The sequence below is a fragment of the Intestinimonas massiliensis (ex Afouda et al. 2020) genome (assembly GCF_900626285.1).
Lineage (GTDB): Bacteria > Bacillota > Clostridia > Oscillospirales > Oscillospiraceae > Flavonifractor > Flavonifractor massiliensis_A.
In genome coordinates this window covers 55,849-73,250 of record NZ_LR131148.1, presented here as the reverse complement: position 1 = coordinate 73,250, position 17,402 = coordinate 55,849, and the positions used below count along the sequence as shown (strand labels likewise).

Annotated in this window: 13 protein-coding genes, 5 tRNA genes and 3 rRNA genes; 7 read left to right on the top strand and 14 right to left on the bottom strand. The window is 53.6% G+C overall.

The window, feature by feature from the left end; all coding sequences use genetic code 11:
* Positions 1–124 precede the first annotated feature (124 nt).
* Positions 125–808, bottom strand: coding sequence for a DNA/RNA nuclease SfsA (gene sfsA / locus E0E41_RS16220; protein ID WP_130870939.1), 684 nt, complete (start codon positions 806–808; stop codon positions 125–127).
* A gap of 83 nt (positions 809–891) precedes the next feature.
* On the opposite strand from sfsA, the gene E0E41_RS16215 reads away from it, so the two are divergent.
* Positions 892–1,512 carry a DUF1643 domain-containing protein gene (locus tag E0E41_RS16215; RefSeq protein WP_130870938.1) on the top strand — a complete coding sequence of 207 codons (621 nt, stop codon included), beginning with the start codon at positions 892–894 and terminating at the stop codon, positions 1,510–1,512.
* Positions 1,513–1,569: 57 nt separating this feature from the next.
* Here the strand turns inward: E0E41_RS16215 and rrf are convergent.
* The 8 genes from rrf to E0E41_RS16175 form a co-directional block, all read right to left on the bottom strand.
* Positions 1,570–1,685: ribosomal RNA gene (gene rrf / locus E0E41_RS16210) — 5S ribosomal RNA — on the bottom strand.
* Positions 1,686–1,819: 134 nt separating this feature from the next.
* A tRNA-Lys gene (locus E0E41_RS16205) sits at positions 1,820–1,895 on the bottom strand.
* 3 nt (positions 1,896–1,898) lie between these two features.
* Positions 1,899–1,973: transfer RNA gene (locus E0E41_RS16200), tRNA-Glu, on the bottom strand.
* 3 nt (positions 1,974–1,976) lie between these two features.
* A tRNA-Lys gene (locus E0E41_RS16195) sits at positions 1,977–2,052 on the bottom strand.
* A gap of 82 nt (positions 2,053–2,134) precedes the next feature.
* Positions 2,135–4,974: ribosomal RNA gene (locus E0E41_RS16190) — 23S ribosomal RNA — on the bottom strand.
* Positions 4,975–5,250: 276 nt separating this feature from the next.
* Positions 5,251–5,326 (bottom strand) — tRNA-Ala (locus E0E41_RS16185).
* Between the two features lie 13 nt (positions 5,327–5,339).
* Positions 5,340–5,416, bottom strand: a tRNA-Ile gene (locus tag E0E41_RS16180).
* Between the two features lie 107 nt (positions 5,417–5,523).
* Positions 5,524–7,055: ribosomal RNA gene (locus E0E41_RS16175) — 16S ribosomal RNA — on the bottom strand.
* Together the 16S, 23S and 5S rRNA genes with 5 tRNA genes alongside form the textbook arrangement of a ribosomal RNA operon.
* Positions 7,056–7,775: 720 nt before the next feature.
* Here E0E41_RS16175 and metA point away from each other — a divergent pair.
* The 6 genes from metA to E0E41_RS16150 all read left to right on the top strand — a co-directional run bounded on the left by metA (position 7,776) and on the right by E0E41_RS16150 (position 11,686).
* On the top strand, positions 7,776–8,690 hold the full coding sequence (metA, locus tag E0E41_RS16170) for a homoserine O-acetyltransferase MetA (RefSeq protein WP_130870937.1): 915 nt from the start codon (positions 7,776–7,778) through the stop codon (positions 8,688–8,690).
* Between the two features lie 178 nt (positions 8,691–8,868).
* Entirely contained in the window at positions 8,869–9,474 is a 606-nt protein-coding gene (locus E0E41_RS16165) for a hypothetical protein (protein ID WP_130870936.1), read from the top strand.
* Positions 9,474–10,019: a hypothetical protein gene (locus E0E41_RS16160; protein ID WP_130870935.1), complete on the top strand. Its 546-nt coding sequence runs from the start codon at positions 9,474–9,476 to the stop codon at positions 10,017–10,019. Before E0E41_RS16165 ends, E0E41_RS16160 begins: the two co-directional genes overlap by 1 nt.
* Position 10,020: 1 nt before the next feature.
* A complete protein-coding gene (locus E0E41_RS18615) occupies positions 10,021–10,188 on the top strand; it encodes a hypothetical protein (RefSeq protein ID WP_165450596.1) in 168 nt (55 codons plus the stop codon).
* A gap of 2 nt (positions 10,189–10,190) precedes the next feature.
* Positions 10,191–11,156 carry a hypothetical protein gene (locus E0E41_RS16155; RefSeq protein WP_130870934.1) on the top strand — a complete coding sequence of 322 codons (966 nt, stop codon included), beginning with the start codon at positions 10,191–10,193 and terminating at the stop codon, positions 11,154–11,156.
* Positions 11,153–11,686, top strand: a complete 534-nt coding sequence (locus E0E41_RS16150; protein ID WP_130870933.1) for a CHAP domain-containing protein — start codon at positions 11,153–11,155, stop codon at positions 11,684–11,686. Before E0E41_RS16155 ends, E0E41_RS16150 begins: the two co-directional genes overlap by 4 nt.
* Here E0E41_RS16150 and E0E41_RS16145 read toward each other — a convergent pair.
* The 5 genes from E0E41_RS16145 to E0E41_RS16125 form a co-directional block, all read right to left on the bottom strand.
* The gene (locus tag E0E41_RS16145; RefSeq protein ID WP_130870932.1) at positions 11,662–12,324 is read right to left on the bottom strand and encodes a UDP-N-acetylglucosamine pyrophosphorylase; all 663 of its coding nucleotides are present in this window, start codon (positions 12,322–12,324) and stop codon (positions 11,662–11,664) included. The genes E0E41_RS16150 and E0E41_RS16145 overlap by 25 nt on opposite strands.
* A 15-nt stretch (positions 12,325–12,339) precedes the next feature.
* On the bottom strand, positions 12,340–13,845 hold the full coding sequence (locus tag E0E41_RS16140; protein WP_130870931.1) for a polysaccharide biosynthesis C-terminal domain-containing protein: 1,506 nt from the start codon (positions 13,843–13,845) through the stop codon (positions 12,340–12,342).
* Positions 13,846–13,924: 79 nt separating this feature from the next.
* Positions 13,925–15,127 carry a hypothetical protein gene (locus E0E41_RS16135; RefSeq protein ID WP_130870930.1) on the bottom strand — a complete coding sequence of 401 codons (1,203 nt, stop codon included), beginning with the start codon at positions 15,125–15,127 and terminating at the stop codon, positions 13,925–13,927.
* Positions 15,128–15,220: 93 nt separating this feature from the next.
* Positions 15,221–16,315: a glycosyltransferase gene (locus E0E41_RS16130; RefSeq protein ID WP_130870929.1), complete on the bottom strand. Its 1,095-nt coding sequence runs from the start codon at positions 16,313–16,315 to the stop codon at positions 15,221–15,223.
* A 112-nt stretch (positions 16,316–16,427) separates the two neighbouring features.
* Complete coding sequence (locus E0E41_RS16125; protein ID WP_130870928.1) at positions 16,428–17,402, bottom strand: NAD-dependent epimerase/dehydratase family protein; 975 nt, start codon at positions 17,400–17,402, stop codon at positions 16,428–16,430.

Sequence of the window (17,402 nt, the reverse complement as noted above, 5' to 3'; positions counted from 1 at the left end):
CTCTGCTTGATGGGTGCAGTTTACTCTCCAATTCGGTTCTTGTCAAGCTCCGAATTTCATATTTGTGGGGTATATCAAATCATTCCCCGTCCGTTTTGCATAATTCATTAATATTGCTTGCAAATCAGAGGCAGATGGGCACCGGTCCCCCCATGGTCAGGCTGTCCGGCGTGACGGTGCAGCCCCGGGCCAGCACCGTCACCCCCGCCTGGGCCGCCCGCCGCAGGGCCGCCCCGAAGGCCGGATGAGTGACATCGTTAGGAGCGAAATCCACCATGCCGGACATCTGGATGACAAAGCACACCGCCGCCTCGTAGCCCTCCGCCTGACAGCGGATCAGCTCCTCCAGGTGCTTCACCCCCCGCTCCGTGGGGGCGTCGGGAAAGCGGGCGTGGCCGTTCTCCTCCAGGGTCACCCCCTTCACCTCCACAAAGCCCCGCCGGCCGCCTTCGGCCTCCCAGTAGAAGTCGAACCGGGACTTGCCCCAGGTGGTCTCGGGGCGCAGCAGGGTCAGGTCAGGCTGAAAGCCGCCCCCCTCCGCCCACTCCCGGAACACCTGGTTAGGGGCCTGGGCGTCCATATTGATGAGCAGCTCTCCCTTCTCCACCGCGATCAGGTCGTATCTGGTCTTGCGGGCGGGGTTTCCGCTCTCCTCCAGGTAGACTGCGGCCCCCGGCACCAGCAGCTCCCGACAGCGGCCTGTATTCTTCACATGGACGGTCTCCGGCCGGCCATCCAGCTCCACCTGGGCGATAAACCGGTTGGGCCGCGACAAAAAGCGGCCCTGTCTGACACTTTGGTATTGCATTGTCTCGCTCCTGCCTGTATCCTGATATGGTGAGTATAGCATCAGGCGGCCTGCCGCGCAAGCCGCCCCGAGGAGGCAAAGTTATGCACATTCCGTCCTGCCCCACCGCTGATCAGAACATTCTGCCCTTTGCCCAGGCTCTGGAACAGGCCCGCCGGCCCAATCCCGACTACGACGTGGCCCGCTGGCTCTTCGTGCCCAACTACTACTGCGACTACCGGTACATCCTGGGCACCGCCGGAGAGAAGCCCCTGATCTGCGTGGGCATCAACCCCTCCACCGCCGCCCCCAACGCCCTGGACAACACCCTCAAGTCGGTGGAGCGCATCGCCCTGAGCAACGGCTACGACAGCTTTATCATGTTCAACGTATACGCCCAGCGGGCCACCCGGCCCGACGATATGGAGGCGGAATGCAACCCCTTCCTTCACCAGGAGAATATGGCCGCCTTTCGCTGGGCCCTGGAGCAGACCAGGACCGGCGCCCCCGCCGTGTGGGCCGCCTGGGGCGCCATCATCGAAAAGCGGCCCTATCTGGCCCGCTGTCTGGGCGACATGGTCCGCATCGGCAATGAGCTGGGTGCCTGCTGGTATTCCGCCGGACCCTTTTCCAAGAAGGGCCACCCCCACCATCCCCTGTATCTGCGCAAAGACAGCAGTCTGGACCCCTTTGATGTATCCCACTATCTGGAGACCTGTTTCTGACCCCGCCAAGGGATCGGAAACAGCAAAAAGCGGACAGCTTACGCTGTCCGCTTTTTGTGTTGGCGTTACCTATCTTCCCGGTCCGTCTCCAGACAAGTATTTTCGGCGCAGGTGAGCTTAACTTCCGTGTTCGGGATGGGAACGGGTGGACCCTCACCGCAATCAACACCAACTTACTTTCTTTTGAAAAAGAAAGTAAGCAAAGAAAACTTCAACAGAACTTTTCTCTCCTTACCGTCTTTCTCAAGAGGTAAGCCTAAATTTTAAGGGGTTCTCTATGGAGCGTCCCAAGACGCTCCATAGAGATTGGTGCGCCTTCACGGATTCGAACCGGGGACCTACTGATTAAGAGTCAGTTGCTCTACCAGCTGAGCTAAAGGCGCATTTGGTGACCCGTGCGGGAATCGAACCCACGTTTGCGGCGTGAGAGGCCGCCGTCTTAGCCGCTTGACCAACGGGCCATGTGGTGCGCCTTCACGGATTCGAACCGGGGACCCACTGATTAAGAGTCAGTTGCTCTACCAGCTGAGCTAAAGGCGCATCTGAATCAGTACTTTGTCAGCACCCTCAAAACCGAACAATGCAGAGATTGTACCAGGCAAGCGCCTGCATTCATCATGTTAAGGTCAAGCCCTCGGCTTATTAGTATCGGTCAGCTACACGCGTTACCGCGCTTCCACCTCCGACCTATCAACGTCATAGTCTACGACGTGCCTTACTCCCGAAGGATGAGAGATCTAATCTTAGGGAGAGTTTCACGCTTAGATGCCTTCAGCGTTTATCTCGTCCGTACATAGCTACCCAGCTATGCCCTTGGCAGGACAACTGGTGCACCAGAGGTACGTCCATCCCGGTCCTCTCGTACTAAGGACAGCTCCCTTCAAATCTCTTACGCCCGCAACAGATAGGGACCGAACTGTCTCACGACGTTCTGAACCCAGCTCGCGTGCCACTTTAATCGGCGAACAGCCGAACCCTTGGGACCGAATACAGCCCCAGGATGTGACGAGCCGACATCGAGGTGCCAAACCTCCCCGTCGCTGTGGACGCTTGGGGGAGATCAGCCTGTTATCCCCAGGGTAGCTTTTATCCGTTGAGCGACGGCACTTCCACTTGCATACCGCCGGATCACTAACTCCAACTTTCGTTACTGCTCGACCCGTCGGTCTCGCAGTTAGGCTCGTTTATGCGTTTACACTCAATGCACGGTTTCCGTCCGTGCTGAACGAACCTTTGAGCGCCTCCGTTACCTTTTAGGAGGCGACCGCCCCAGTCAAACTGCCCACCTAACAGTGTCCCCCGACCGGATTCACGGCCGCAGGTTAGAAATCCAGCAAATCAAGGGTGGTATCCCAAGGGTGGCTCCACCTGAGCTGACGCCCAGGCTTCCAAGCCTCCCACCTATCCTGTACATGATTTACCGAATTCCAGTATTAAGCTACAGTAAAGCTCCATGGGGTCTTTCCGTCTAGTTGCGGGTAACTGGCTTCTTCACCAGTACAACAATTTCGCCGGGTGGGCTGTTGAGACAGTGCCCAAGTCGTTACGCCATTCGTGCGGGTCAGAACTTACCTGACAAGGAATTTCGCTACCTTAGGACCGTTATAGTTACGGCCGCCGTTTACTGGGGCTTCGATTCAAACCTTCGCTTGCGCTAAGCTCTCCTCTTAACCTTCCAGCACCGGGCAGGCGTCAGCCCCTATACGTCATCTTTCGATTTAGCAGAGACCTGTGTTTTTGGTAAACAGTCGCTTGGGCCTATTCGCTGCGGCCTCCCGTAGGAGGCTCCCCTTATCCCGAAGTTACGGGGTCATTTTGCCGAGTTCCTTAACAACCCTTCTCCCGTTGGCCTTAGGATTCTCTCCTCATCTACCTGTGTCGGTTTGCGGTACGGGCACCTTAGTATACCATACACCTTTTCTCGCCACAGAGCATCGCGGACTTCCCTACTTGATTTCGGTCCCTTACGCCCGGGTCAACCAACGCCCGGGTCCCGCTATCTCCATGTGTCAGTGTACTTAAAGTTCGGTGGCTACGGAATTTCAACCGTATGTGCATCGACTACGCCTCGCGGCCTCGCCTTAGCTCCCGGCTTACCCTGGGCGGACGAACCTTCCCCAGGAAACCTTAGATTTTCGGCCATTATGATTCCCACATAATTCTCGCTACTCATTCCGGCATTCTCACTCGTGTAAAGTCCACCGCTGCTTCCGCTACGACTTCACCCCGTACACGACGCTCCCCTACCACTGCCTTGCGGCAATCCCAAGCTTCGGTTGCATGCTTAGCCCCGTTATATTTTCCGCGCAGAGTCACTCGACCAGTGAGCTATTACGCACTCTTTTAATGAGTGGCTGCTTCTAAGCCAACATCCTGGTTGTTTTCGCAACTCCACATCGTTTTCCACTTAGCATACATTTGGGACCTTAGCTGTGGGTCTGGGCTGTTTCCCTTTTGACCACGAGACTTATCTCACGTAGTCTGACTGCTAACCATCAATTATCCGGCATTCAGAGTTTGATAGGGTTCAGTAACCTTATCGGCCCCTAGCCCATTCAGTGCTTTACCTCCGGTAATCTAAGCTAACGCTAGCCCTAAAGCTATTTCGGGGAGAACCAGCTATCTCCGAGTTCGATTGGAATTTCACCGCTATCCACAGGTCATCGCCGACCATTGCAACGGGCGTGCGTTCGGTCCTCCATGGAGTTTTACCTCCACTTCAACCTGCCCATGGATAGGTCACCCGGTTTCGGGTCTATTGCCACTGACTTTATGCGCGCTATTAACACTCGGTTTCCCTTCGCCTCCGGTACTGAATACCTTAAGCTCGCCAGTAACAATAACTCGCCGGACCATTCTACAAAAGGTACCTCATCACACCTTAACGTGCTTTGAGTGCTTGTAAGCACAAGGTTTCAGGTTCTGTTTCACTCCCCTCCCGGGGTCCTTTTCACCTTTCCCTCACGGTACTGCTCCTCTATCGGTCATCAGGTAGTATTTAGGGTTGGAGGGTGGTCCCCCCAGTTTCCCACCGGGTTTCACGTGTCCGGCGGTACTCTGGAACTCGACTGACAGGATTCGTCTTTCGCCTACGGGGCTATCACCCGCTGTGGCCGGCCTTCCCATACCGTTCAGCTAAACTATCCTGCCGTTGTGTCGGTCCGCAACCCCGAAGGATAAATCCTCCGGTTTGCCCTCTTCCGCGTTCGCTCGCCACTACTTGCGGAATCTCTGTTGATTTCTCTTCCTCGCCCTACTTAGATGTTTCAGTTCAGGCGGTTCCCCACCTACGCCTATTTGATTCAACGCAGGCTGACGGAGTATTGCTCCGCCGGGTTTCCCCATTCGGAAATCTGCGGGTCAAAGCTTATGTGCAGCTCACCGCAGCTTATCGCAGCTTGTCACGTCCTTCATCGGCTCCTGATGCCAAGGCATTCCCCTTGCGCTCTTTATAGCTTGACCTTAGTAGAACAGTCTCATTTCTGAGCTGTTCTCTATTCGATCATGAATTATGCAGGCATCACAGAAGTTTGCAATTGGCTACATTGTTTTACCCATTCACTAGAACAGCTATCGCCATTCTATCATTTATAAGTTCCACAACATTGCTGTTTGCCCTCTGTTGCTTGCTCTTGTACTTTCTTCTGCATTGTTCAGTTTTCAAGGTGCTGACTTCCAGCCTCTTTCAAGACCAGATTGAAATACCTGAATCTCAGATACTTCAATCCAATATTGAATTGGTGGAGATAGTCGGGCTCGAACCGACGACCCCCTGCTTGCAAAGCAGGTGCTCTCCCAGCTGAGCTATACCCCCATCGAGAGAGAAGTGGTGGGCCCAAGTGGACTCGAACCACCGACCTCACGATTATCAGTCGTGCGCTCTAGCCAGCTGAGCTATGGGCCCATCTGTACGCGTGTACCCTCTAAATTAAACAACGTGAAAGCTCATTCACTCCAGAAAGCTGACCTTAGGACGTTACAACAGAACTTGTTCTGTTGAAGTCTCCTTAGAAAGGAGGTGATCCAGCCGCACCTTCCGATACGGCTACCTTGTTACGACTTCACCCCAATTATCGAACCCACCTTCGGCCGCGCCCCCATTGCTGTTAGGCTACGGACTTCGGGTGTTCCCGACTCTCATGGTGTGACGGGCGGTGTGTACAAGGCCCGGGAACGTATTCACCGCGGCATGCTGATCCGCGATTACTAGCGATTCCAACTTCATACAGGCGGGTTTCAGCCTGCAATCCGAACTGGGATGGCTTTTAGGGATTTGCTCCACCTCGCGGTATTGCCTCCCTCTGTTAACCACCATTGTAGTACGTGTGTGGCCCAGGACATAAGGGGCATGATGATTTGACGTCGTCCCCACCTTCCTCCGTTTTGTCAACGGCAGTCTCGCTAGAGTGCTCTTGCGTAGCAACTAACAATAAGGGTTGCGCTCGTTGCGGGACTTAACCCAACATCTCACGACACGAGCTGACGACAACCATGCACCACCTGTCTCAACTTTCCCCGAAGGGCACCTAATGCATCTCTGCTTCGTTAGTTGGATGTCAAGCCCTGGTAAGGTTCTTCGCGTTGCTTCGAATTAAACCACATACTCCACCGCTTGTGCGGGCCCCCGTCAATTCCTTTGAGTTTCAACCTTGCGATCGTACTCCCCAGGTGGGATACTTATTGTGTTAACTGCGGCACGGAGGGGGTCAGACCCCCCACACCTAGTATCCATCGTTTACGGCGTGGACTACCAGGGTATCTAATCCTGTTTGCTCCCCACGCTTTCGCGCCTCAGCGTCAGTTACTGTCCAGCAATCCGCCTTCGCCACTGGTGTTCCTCCGTATATCTACGCATTTCACCGCTACACACGGAATTCCGATTGCCTCTCCAGCACTCAAGAACTACAGTTTCAAACGCAGGCTATGGGTTAAGCCCATAGTTTTCACGCCTGACTTGCAATCCCGCCTACACGCCCTTTACACCCAGTAAATCCGGATAACGCTTGCCACCTACGTATTACCGCGGCTGCTGGCACGTAGTTAGCCGTGGCTTATTCCTCAGGTACCGTCATTTTCTTCGTCCCTGAGAAAAGAAGTTTACAACCCGAAAGCCTTCTTCCTTCACGCGGCGTTGCTGGGTCAGGCTTGCGCCCATTGCCCAATATTCCCCACTGCTGCCTCCCGTAGGAGTCTGGGCCGTGTCTCAGTCCCAATGTGGCCGGTCAACCTCTCAGTCCGGCTACTGATCGTCGCCTTGGTGGGCCGTTACCCCGCCAACTAGCTAATCAGACGCGAGGCCATCTCAGAGCGATAAATCTTTGGCAGTCAGAGCCATGCGGCCCAACTGCATCATGCGGTATTAGCAATCCTTTCGGATTGTTATTCCCCACTCCGAGGCAGGTTCCTCACGCGTTACTCACCCGTCCGCCACTAAGTAACCTAATCAATTGGACGAATCCTCTTTCATAGGCACTCCGTTCGACTTGCATGTGTTAAGCACGCCGCCAGCGTTCATCCTGAGCCAGGATCAAACTCTCAATAAAATGGTATCTAAAGAACTTTCGTTCCTTAAATCAATTTTATTGAAGCCTAATTCATAGCTTCAAAGAAATTTGTCAAGAGCCTTCTTCAAGCTTGCGCTTGTCAGAAGGACTTCTCGTCCTTTCTGGTGCTTCGTGTTTCTCTCACGTTGTTTAATTTACAAGGTACACANAATTTTATTGAAGCCTAATTCATAGCTTCAAAGAAATTTGTCAAGAGCCTTCTTCAAGCTTGCGCTTGTCAGAAGGACTTCTCGTCCTTTCTGGTGCTTCGTGTTTCTCTCACGTTGTTTAATTTACAAGGTACACACTCTTGTCAACCCGAAGGGCTGACGTGCTATTTATTTTAGCACTTTCGTTTTCGTTTGTCAAGTACTTTTTTCAAGTTTTTTCGGAGCTTTTCAGCTCCGAATTCTTGATTCAAGAACTTTTCAAACCGTTCTTACCTCTCGGCTCGAACTCGTTTATTTTATCACGCACTCTCAAGTTTGTCAAGCACTTTTTTCTGATTTCTTTCAGAAGTCCGTCCAGGTTCTACCTCGGTCTCTCCCGATTTCTTTCAGTTCTCAGTGCCCTCTCGTGAGGCGCTCAGATAGAATACCACTTGTTCTTTCGTTTGTCAACACCCTTTTCACAGTTTTTTTACTTTTTTTCGCCGGTTGCGGCAGAAGTCAAAATATGTTACCCTTAGAGTGCGATTACTATAAATAAGGAAGTGCCGTTATGCCTATTAAAATTCCTGACTCTCTGCCGGCTACCGCCGTGCTGGAGAGTGAGAATATCTTTGTTATGACCGAGCACCGGGCCATGCACCAGGACATCCGTCCGCTGAACGTGCTCATCCTTAACCTGATGCCCACCAAGATCGTCACCGAGACCCAGATCCTCCGCAAGCTTTCCAACACGCCGGTACAGATCGAAGTGGAGCTGCTGCGGACAGCCAGCTATCAGTCGCAGCACACAGACGAGGATCACCTGGCCTCCTTTTATACCACCTTCGATCAGATCAAGGGCCGGAACTTCGACGGCATGATCATTACAGGCGCACCGGTGGAGAATCTGGAGTTCGATCAGGTGGACTACTGGCCGGAGTTGTGCGAGATCATGGCCTGGAGCCGCACCCATGTCCACTCCACCCTGCACATCTGCTGGGGTGCCCAGGCGGGGCTATACTTTCACCACGGGATCGAGAAGCGGTCCTTGCCCAAGAAACTCTTCGGCGTGTACGAGCACCGGGTGCTCAAGCCAAGCTCCCCCCTGTTCCGGGGCTTTGACGATGTGTTCTATGCCCCCCACTCCCGGTACACCGAGGTGTGGGAGGAAGATATCCGCAAAACGCCGGGCCTGGAGCTGATCGCCGTCTCCTCCGAGGCCGGGGTCTACGCGGTCAAGACCGAAGACAGCCGTCAGTTCTTCGTCATGGGCCACCCGGAATACGACCCGGATACCCTGGCCAGAGAGTACTGGCGGGACGTGGAGAAAGGGCTGGACATCGCGGTGCCCGCCAACTACTTCCCCGACGACGACCCCACCCGGGTGCCGGTGGTGCGCTGGCGGAGCGCCGGACAGCTCCTCTACACCAACTGGCTCAATTATTACGTATACCAGACCACGCCTTATGATTTAACTGAGCTGTAAGAAAATGAGCATGGGATCCAACTGGACCCCATGCTCATTTTCTTATTTTCACTTGATCCAGAAACCCTGCTATTTTATACCAGCCCTTTGATGTATTCAGCCGTGCAACTCCATCCAGCTGCATGCCCTACCATAGAGGGAAAACCTTGCAGATCATCAAGAGAAAGGAGTATGCACTGTGATCAAATTTGATAACTGGGCTATTGCCGGCACGGATCTTACCCCGCCCAGACAGTATGACAGCATGACCTCCACCTTTGTTGTCAGCGGCGACATTCCGGAGGGGTGGTCCTGGGAGCTGCTGGTACGGGCGGGAGGAAACCTCAATGTTATCCCGCTCTCCCAGGAAAGCGGAAATCTCACGGTCACGCTGACCAAAGAGATGCTCGCCCTGTCCGGCACATACCACATCCAGCTGAAAGCCACTAAGGGCAACCAGGTGCGGCACACCAATGTGCTCCAGGTCTTTGTCCCGCCCAGTCTGTCCGGCGACACGCAGTGGCCCGTCCTGCCCACCGCCTTCTCCCAGGCGCTGGCTCGGATGGAGGCCATCAGCCATCATCCTCCTGTCCCGGGAGAGAACGGGTTCTGGGCGCTGTGGGACATTGACACAAACGTATACCGGGATTCTGACTTCCCCCTGCCGGAGTTCTCCGCCTATCAGGCCGCGGTGGAGGGCGGCTACACCGGGACGGAGGCGGAATTCAACGCAGCACTGGTGAATGCCGCCACAAAAGATTATGTGGATACCGCTATCTTCGGCGCAATGAGGAGGAGCTACTGATGAATACAGAACTAGCGGTACAGATAGGCACGATGCTGGAGAAAATCGGCGGGCAGCCGATCTCAGACGCGGTACAGGCATATCTGAAACAATCTGCCCCTTCCGACAGCGATCTGAACAAAGCCATGGGGTACCTGAATGAGATGATGGATGTGGCCGGCACCAGCGGGGTATCACTGCCCGTCACGGAGTATTCGGAAGCGTTCTTTACGTTTGCGGTCCAGCAGATTACTAAGGTTGGCAATACATTGGGATTTATAACCAAAATAGAGAGCGGCAGCATCTATCCCGTAACCGGGATCTATTGGCTCAATGCACAGGGAGAATCGTTCTGCTACGTCATCAAAATTGAGGAGCCGGAACCCCACGACAGCTTGGAATCTCTGTTTTCCGACATTGCTGACGCCATCCGGTCTGTGTCCGGCGGTACTGATCCCATCGTGGCGGACCAGTTTCCGAAGCACATTTTGGCCCTTACGCCCAGCACACCGCTCTCTTATCAGTGGGATGAAAACACACTTACCCTGACGATCACGGAGGCCTGACATGGATAAAATTACATTTGATAAATTGGCTTCCTGCGGGCCAATTATTCAGCTTCTGTTCCAAAACGCCTACCCCAACGGCCTGACATTGGAGCAGCTGCGGGATGAGGCCTCCGGCCACGGATATCTGCGCCGCGTTCTGGCGGCGCTGGAAAAGGAGGAGAACTAGACATGGAGCAAGGCGGCTTCCTCACTGGTGTTCCATTGAATGCAGTGAAATGCGCCAGGTTTATCAATAAGGCCGGCTCTTTTTTTACAATGCTAAAACTGGTCTTAAACGGATCGCTATATGATTTTTCCGACAACTTATCCAACGGAGCCGTTCTATTGGATAGTCAATACCTGCACTGGCGCTTCATTGCCCCAGACGGAAAGTTTGATTTAGACGCATTGGGCGCAATGGACCTTGCAGAAATGTTCAAGTCCATGGGAAACACATTGGAAAGCGCCCCGCTCCCCGCCTGGGAGAATTTTGCCGCTTGGATGGCGGAACCGGCAGCCGTAAAGCAGATTCAAGCTCTTTTCGATCGAGCCGTCTATGCGGGGGTAAAAGGTGCATTGGTAGAGCCTCCGCAGTTTCAGGTGCCTAAAAGCTTTTCAGCATTTTTAAGCTGGCTGTCCGCCATGTCAGGATCCGCAGGCAATATCAGCGCAAGTGAATTTCGAGTGGAAAATGGCTTCAATTATGAGATCAATCTCTTTTTGACAAAAGGGATTCGCATATTTATCCAAACGCCTCCAGAGCGCCCGGCCTTGCAGGATGGGGATTCTCTTTTCCCCAATCGTATATTCTACACATCTAAAAATGGTATCACCGATTCTCCGGTATTGCTGATCAGCCCCGCATTATGTCCGGACTTCCAAATGGCATATCCAGAACACGACATAATCCTGTATGCCTATGAAGAAACTCATGACAATATGGGACTGGGAATCACGCTTCCTGCCGGCTGGTACACCGCTGACAGCACCACTTTTGATGTGTCTCCCTTTGACCTTGAGAAATACCCCATTGTGATCGAGGCCTCCCAACTAGCAGAAGTCAGCGGCATCAACTGGAAGGCCATCTATCCTATGGCAGAACCGGAAATCACGGGGGAACCGGATGCTGTAGTATCCTTCCTGTTCCAGGTATGACGGCAGCAGAAGAGGCCCGGCAGTGGCTGGGCTATCTGGAGCATCAGGATGGCAGGCTGTTAGGCGTATATACCGCCAATCCCGGCAAGGGCGGCTATACCATCTTCGCCCAAATGACGGGGCTGCCTCAGGGACTGCCATGGTGTGCTACCTTCGTCCACGCGGTCTATGGAGCGATCCTGGGAAGAAAGCAGGCACAAAAACTGCTGGGCAAGCCCCATCCGGGCACAAGAAAACTGGCCCGGCTGCTGAAGCGGCGGGGCCAGTGGCGGGGGCGGGACTATGTGCCCGCCCCCGGTAATATTATTTTTCTCTCGCCCGCCCAGGATGGGCGGATCGGACACTGCGGCATCGTAGCGGCCGTGAAGTCCGGAATGGTAATCAGCATTGACGGCAACACCGTGGATCCGGACGGGCACTTTCCACCTGAGGAGGGCGGAGCGGTGGCCCGGCGGAGTCGGGCGCTGGATGACAGCAGGATCGTGGGATACGGCGTGATCGCCGCTCAGCCCTCTCTGGGAACGATATGAGCCCGGTCCTTATAGATGCAGTTCTCCGGCACCACGCCCCGCACACAGGAGGTAGGGTATACGCTGCTGTGCCTGCCGATCACGGTGCCGGGATTGAGCACCGAATTACAGCCGATCTCCACAAAATCTCCCAGGATGGCACCCATCTTCTTGCGGCCTGTCTCCATGGCAGTCTCCCCCTTCACCACCACCAGGGTCTTGTCCGACTTCACGTTGGAGGTGATGGAGCCCGCACCCATATGGCTCTTGTAGCCCAGGATGGAATCCCCTACATAGTTATAATGGGGGGTCTGCACGTTATCAAAGAGAATCACATTTTTCAGCTCCACCGAGTTGCCCACCACACAGTCGGCGCCCACCAGAGCGGAGCCCCGGATAAAGGCACAATGGCGCACCTCGGTACCCGGTCCGATGATGCAGGGTGCCCCCAGATAGGCAGTGGGCGCTACCACGGTGCTCTTATGGACCCAGACATGCTCCTGGGGCTGGTCGTACTCTTCCGGGGACAGCGCGGCGCCCAGCGTCAGGATCAGCTCCTTGATGCCGTCCAGAGCCTCCCAGGGGTATTGGAACTGCCGCAGATAATCTCCCGCCATAGTGTGGGACAGGTCCAGCAGTTCGGTGACAGTAATGTTCATACAGATCCCTCCGGTTTATAAAATCTCTGTGTTATCCGGAATGCTCGATCCCCGATATCTGGTAATATAATACCACAGAACAGCGTATGCGCAACCCACTGCTGCAGTAACCGGGCAGGCCAGCAGGATCAGTTGGGGATAACCGGTACACTCAGCGGGAAGAAGCAGTTTACCCGCCGTTCCCATTATCACTGCCAGCAGCAGATAGAGAATCAGCAGGACGGAGGATCTCCGGCAATTGGTCTCCAAGATCTCTTTGTTGGTGTATCGGGTATACGTCAATAAACTGTACAGCAGTGCAGCAATACTGCCCACAAGCACACCATAGATGCCCCAAAACGGAGCCAGCAGCAGAGAGAGCCCCAGGTTAATGATCATTTCGATTACAGAGTATTTTCGGGTTCGGCGAAAATGCCCGGCAGCATCTGCCGCCTGACGGTTCAGCTGTCGGACGATGCTCAACAGCTTCATCGCCGCAAAAAGTTCCGGCAGACCAGGCGGCAGATAGTCCACATCGTTAACTCCAGCAGTGTACAAGCGGATGAAGGGCTGCACCAGCAGATAGGCTACCAGAATCAGAGCAAAGGAAACTGACAAAAAGCCCGCCTCATAGCGCCGATAATATTTCCGGAACGCTCCCAAAGAGACCTGGGCGCTGTAGCCCAATTTATACTGCAAGCCATTTCCGATGATATCCAGCATATTCTGTATGGCCTCAAATACCAGCAGGTACAAAGAGTATACACTTACCAAAGCCAACTTTCCAGTAACAAACGTGAGGATCATCACATCTGTATGATTGAAAACCAACCACGTCAACTGGTGAACCAGCGCAGAACCATGCTGGGAAATAGCCTGAAAATTGGGCTTGCCCCAGGGATGTACCCACTTATATTTCCACTTAACGTAAATCACTACCGCCAATGCGCGGGCCACGGTAATACTAAAGTGAACAATCTGTACCGTCACTACACCATATCCCAAAGCGATCGCGGCAATCTTTCCTGCGTTGCGGAGAATCGAGGCTATCAGGTTCAGGCTGTTATTAACGTAGAGTTTCCCCTCCGCTTTGAGCAGAAGTACATACTTTCCCGACGCCAGGTAGCTGACCGCACCTCCGCACCCCTGAAAGAATACCACTGCCGCAATGGTACCTTGGGACAATCCAGAGTGGATAAACAATGGATAAACCAAGGCCAGGCCTGCCACGCACAACACATAGAGGGCACCTGTGCGCAAATAACTGCGGTTGGCGGCCGCCAGCACGCCGTTGATTCCTTCTCTGTCCCTGTTTGCAATGGGCTGGTACATTGCCTGCACCGCAGCCGCCCCCACACCTGCCTCCAGCAGCTCCACATACACAAACAGCTGCGTAACAGAGGAGAGCAATCCATTTGTCTCCGACCCAAAGCTGGTAATGAACAGATAGGGAAGCACCAGACCCATCAAGGTGTTGATCACTTGATAGAACACCCCTGTAATTAGATTGGCCGTACTTTTTTTATCCACCATAGCTTGCATTCAGCATCGTTTTATTTCCTCAAAATCGCACACGCATCGTATCGGATGCAATATCTCTCATTTTACCGAAGTCGCCGATTCATCCGGAGCTATCTCTCCATCTTTGCAGGGTATGTCCTCTTTTATCTGTTGCTCCGGTGATTCCAAGCAAAACAGCATACAGTACTACCGCCTTGTCCCGGTGACGGACGGCAGTGCCCGTATTGGATACCCCCCACGCAAAGACGAAAAGCAGGGCAAAAGCTACGATCAGCAGAATGATCACCAACTCCCGGTTTTCTGCCTTTTTTCGCCCCAGATAGCAAAATGTTTTGACTAGTACCCAGGCATAAAACAGGGAGCTGAAACAGAATGCAATAACATCCCTCATCCCACGCCACTGCCACGGAAATGGCGAAAACAAAAAGAATGCAATCCGGACAGGAGTGTACAGAAGCATAGAAGACAGCGAGTCACTGTTGCCTACATAGGCCACATAGCTGGAATCTCCCAGGCTTCCGGTATTGGCTATATCTTCGACCCCTTCCAAACCGATCATTTTTCCGAAAAACACATCGCCGTAGTTATTGAACAAGTACAGGAAAACAAGGAGCAAAACAAGGGCAGGCAAAAAGTTGCGCCAACTGAACCGGATCGTCCCCCGCCGCGTATCATAAAACAGCCGTACCAAAATATAGCCCATAGCCGCAGCAATACTGCCGCTGTGGAACATAGCTGCGCAGCATGACAGGAGAAACGCCAGCAGAAACCATCCCTCACTGCCTCGCTGTTTCCATCGGACCATGCACAGTACTGAGAGGGCCAACAGCATAGTCACAATGGATTCCCGAAGAAAAAGAGATGAAAGAATTGCAAAATTCGGCAGGATGCAAAGGATATACATGGTACGCCGCCGCTGTCTGGTTGGCACTCCGGCCTCATACAGAATAATAGCAGCACAGTGAATGGATGCCACAGAACACAGCATCAACAGAAACTGTACAAATAACCGAGATGTACCCAGCCAAGCAAACAGGATACCCAGTACAGCAACAAAAGCGCCGGGATTCTCAATCTGCCCCAAGGAGCACTGCACCCCTTGTTTGAAGAACATTTCCGAATCCGCTCCACTATTAGGCAACGTATAAATTGACTGTCCATATAGATCAAACAGCAGCAATCCAAGTCTCAGCAGATAGCCCGCCGCCAATGGAAAAGCCACAGGCCGCAGCCGTCGGCTTATGCTCAGGTCAAAAAAATACGCAGTAGAAAACAAACCAATCAGTACCAGTATGATTGCCACCGGTCTCCCCTGTATTCCTGAGGAGGTAAGCAGCATCAAGATCAGGCATTCGATCGTCAGCACACAGCCAGACAGCACAAGTTTTCTCTCCCTCTATCGATTCAAACAATCTATGTAAAACTGCTCCAACCATTTCGCCGTAGTGCCAATGTCATAACCGGCTTGGCGGAGTGCATCCCTGGTATCCGGCCTGTCATGAGGGATCTCCAGGATCCGCTTCACCCATAGCTCCGGCTGATCCAACGGTAAAAACTCACAACGCCCGGTTACATTTACTTCTCTGGGAATTGTGTCACTGCACAGGCAAGGCAAGCCTGCTGCCTGCGCCTCAATCAGAACCATGCCCAGCCCCTCAAACAGGGACGGCAGAATAAATACGTCCATGGCCTGCATCAGCCGGTCCACATCGGCGCGTACGCCGGTAAGGATTGCTCGATCCGCTAGCCCTGCCCGAACCAATGCCTGTTCTGCATCACTTCGCATGGAGCCATCTCCGACCCATAGCAGTCTGGCCTCTGGGACGTGCTCACACAAAGCCTTGAATATAGAAACAACACCCATCGGGTTTTTTGCCCGGGAAATATTTCCCACTGTTCCAATAACCAACGCTTTGCCTAAAGACAGCTGATTTCTGACCGCTTCCGCCAGCTCTTGACGAAAGTGAAACTGCTCCGTGTCTATTGCATTGTTCAGCACAGTAAAGTTCCGGTGAGGAAACAGCCACTCTCCTGCCGGTTTGGAACAAGCTAGACAATAATCAGCATGCCGCTCAGCTCGTTTGCAGAATTGAGCTTTGAGCCATCCGCTTCTCCGGTCCCGCATAGCCGCTGTGCTGTGGGAATGGCCTACAGTAATCCGGCCCAATCGCCTGGCCTCCTTGAAGTAGACGGCACTGATCGTATAATAATGGCCATGGATAATCCGGTGTTCCGGATGCGCTTTCAGATGCTGGCGCCACCATTGGCAGTAGGATGCGTGATTATAGACACGATATTGGGGAGCTTCATAGATCCGACCACCCAGCGCCCGAATCTCCGGCTCAAAGGCTCCGACCCCCGGTCCATGCTTTACGAAGTCGAACTGTACTTTGTCCTTATTCATCCTGCGGTAGAGATTCATACACATATTTTCTGCCCCACCGCGGTCTAAGCGCGAAAACACGCATAAAATACGGATTGGTTCTTCCATTTCTTGTCCCTGTTTTTTATTTAGCCTAAATCTATTACCAATTTTTACAAACAGCCCAGTCTATACCAGAGTTTACGCTGAAGCAAAGTCCAATTTCCTGACCAGTTTTTTGCTACAAATTCTCCTTATACCACGCAATAGCGGCCTGGATACCCCGCTGGAAGTCCCAGTCCGGGTCATAGCCCAGCAGCGCCCTGGCCTTGCTGATGTCGGCGTTGGAGTGCTTGATATCGCCTGCCCGGTCCGGGCCGAAGTCGGGCTCCACCTCCACCCCCAACGCCTTGGTCAGGCCGTGGTAAATATCGATCAGATACTCCCGGCCGCCGTAGGCGATATTGTAAGCCTGTCCGGCAGCCTCATGGGAGGCAAGGCAGGCTTTCAGATTTCCCTCAATGGCGTTCTCAATATAGGTAAAATCCCGGCTCTGACGCCCATCCCCGTTGATGGTGGGGCGCTCGCCGCTTAAAAGCAGTTTGATGAATTTGGGAATCACTGCCGCATAGGCTCCATCCGGATTCTGCCGCCGGCCAAATACGTTGAAATAGCGCATACCATAGGTATCCAGGCCGTAGTGCATGGTATACTGCTTGGCCCACTCTTCCGCGGTCCGCTTGGTCACCGCATAGGGGGAGAGCAAATTTCCCTCCCGGCCCTCCTTTTTGGGCAGGTTGGGCTCGTCGCCATACACTGAGCTGGAAGAGGCATAGACAAATTTCCGTACACCGTTCTGACGGGCAGCCTCCAACATATTCAGGGTACCCATGATATTGTTGGCGCAATAAAACTGGGGCATCTCAATGCTCCGGGGCACACTGCCCCAGGCCGCCTGATGGAGTACATAGGTCACTCCCTCACAGGCCTTCATGCAGGTAGCCGGATCCTTGATATCCCCTTTGAGAAACTCGTAGTTGGGGTGATTCAGGAACAGATCCACATTGGCCTGCTTTCCGGTGGACAGATCGTCCAGGCAGCGGACCCGGCAACCCATGTTCAGAATGGCCTCGCACAGGTTGGAGCCGATAAAACCAGCCCCGCCGGTCACCAGGAACAGGTCCTCCCGATTAAATTTCAGATCCCGATAGCCCAT

Coding starts and splice junctions, on each gene's coding strand:
- sfsA (WP_130870939.1), bottom strand. CDS start 808: ATGCAATACCAAAGTGTCAGACAGGGCCGCTTTTTGTCGCGGCCCAAC.
- E0E41_RS16215 (WP_130870938.1), top strand. CDS start 892: ATGCACATTCCGTCCTGCCCCACCGCTGATCAGAACATTCTGCCCTTT.
- metA (WP_130870937.1), top strand. CDS start 7,776: ATGCCTATTAAAATTCCTGACTCTCTGCCGGCTACCGCCGTGCTGGAG.
- E0E41_RS16160 (WP_130870935.1), top strand. CDS start 9,474: ATGAATACAGAACTAGCGGTACAGATAGGCACGATGCTGGAGAAAATC.
- E0E41_RS18615 (WP_165450596.1), top strand. CDS start 10,021: ATGGATAAAATTACATTTGATAAATTGGCTTCCTGCGGGCCAATTATT.
- E0E41_RS16155 (WP_130870934.1), top strand. CDS start 10,191: ATGGAGCAAGGCGGCTTCCTCACTGGTGTTCCATTGAATGCAGTGAAA.
- E0E41_RS16150 (WP_130870933.1), top strand. CDS start 11,153: ATGACGGCAGCAGAAGAGGCCCGGCAGTGGCTGGGCTATCTGGAGCAT.
- E0E41_RS16145 (WP_130870932.1), bottom strand. CDS start 12,324: ATGAACATTACTGTCACCGAACTGCTGGACCTGTCCCACACTATGGCG.
- E0E41_RS16140 (WP_130870931.1), bottom strand. CDS start 13,845: ATGCAAGCTATGGTGGATAAAAAAAGTACGGCCAATCTAATTACAGGG.
- E0E41_RS16130 (WP_130870929.1), bottom strand. CDS start 16,315: ATGGAAGAACCAATCCGTATTTTATGCGTGTTTTCGCGCTTAGACCGC.
- E0E41_RS16125 (WP_130870928.1), bottom strand. CDS start 17,402: ATGGGCTATCGGGATCTGAAATTTAATCGGGAGGACCTGTTCCTGGTG.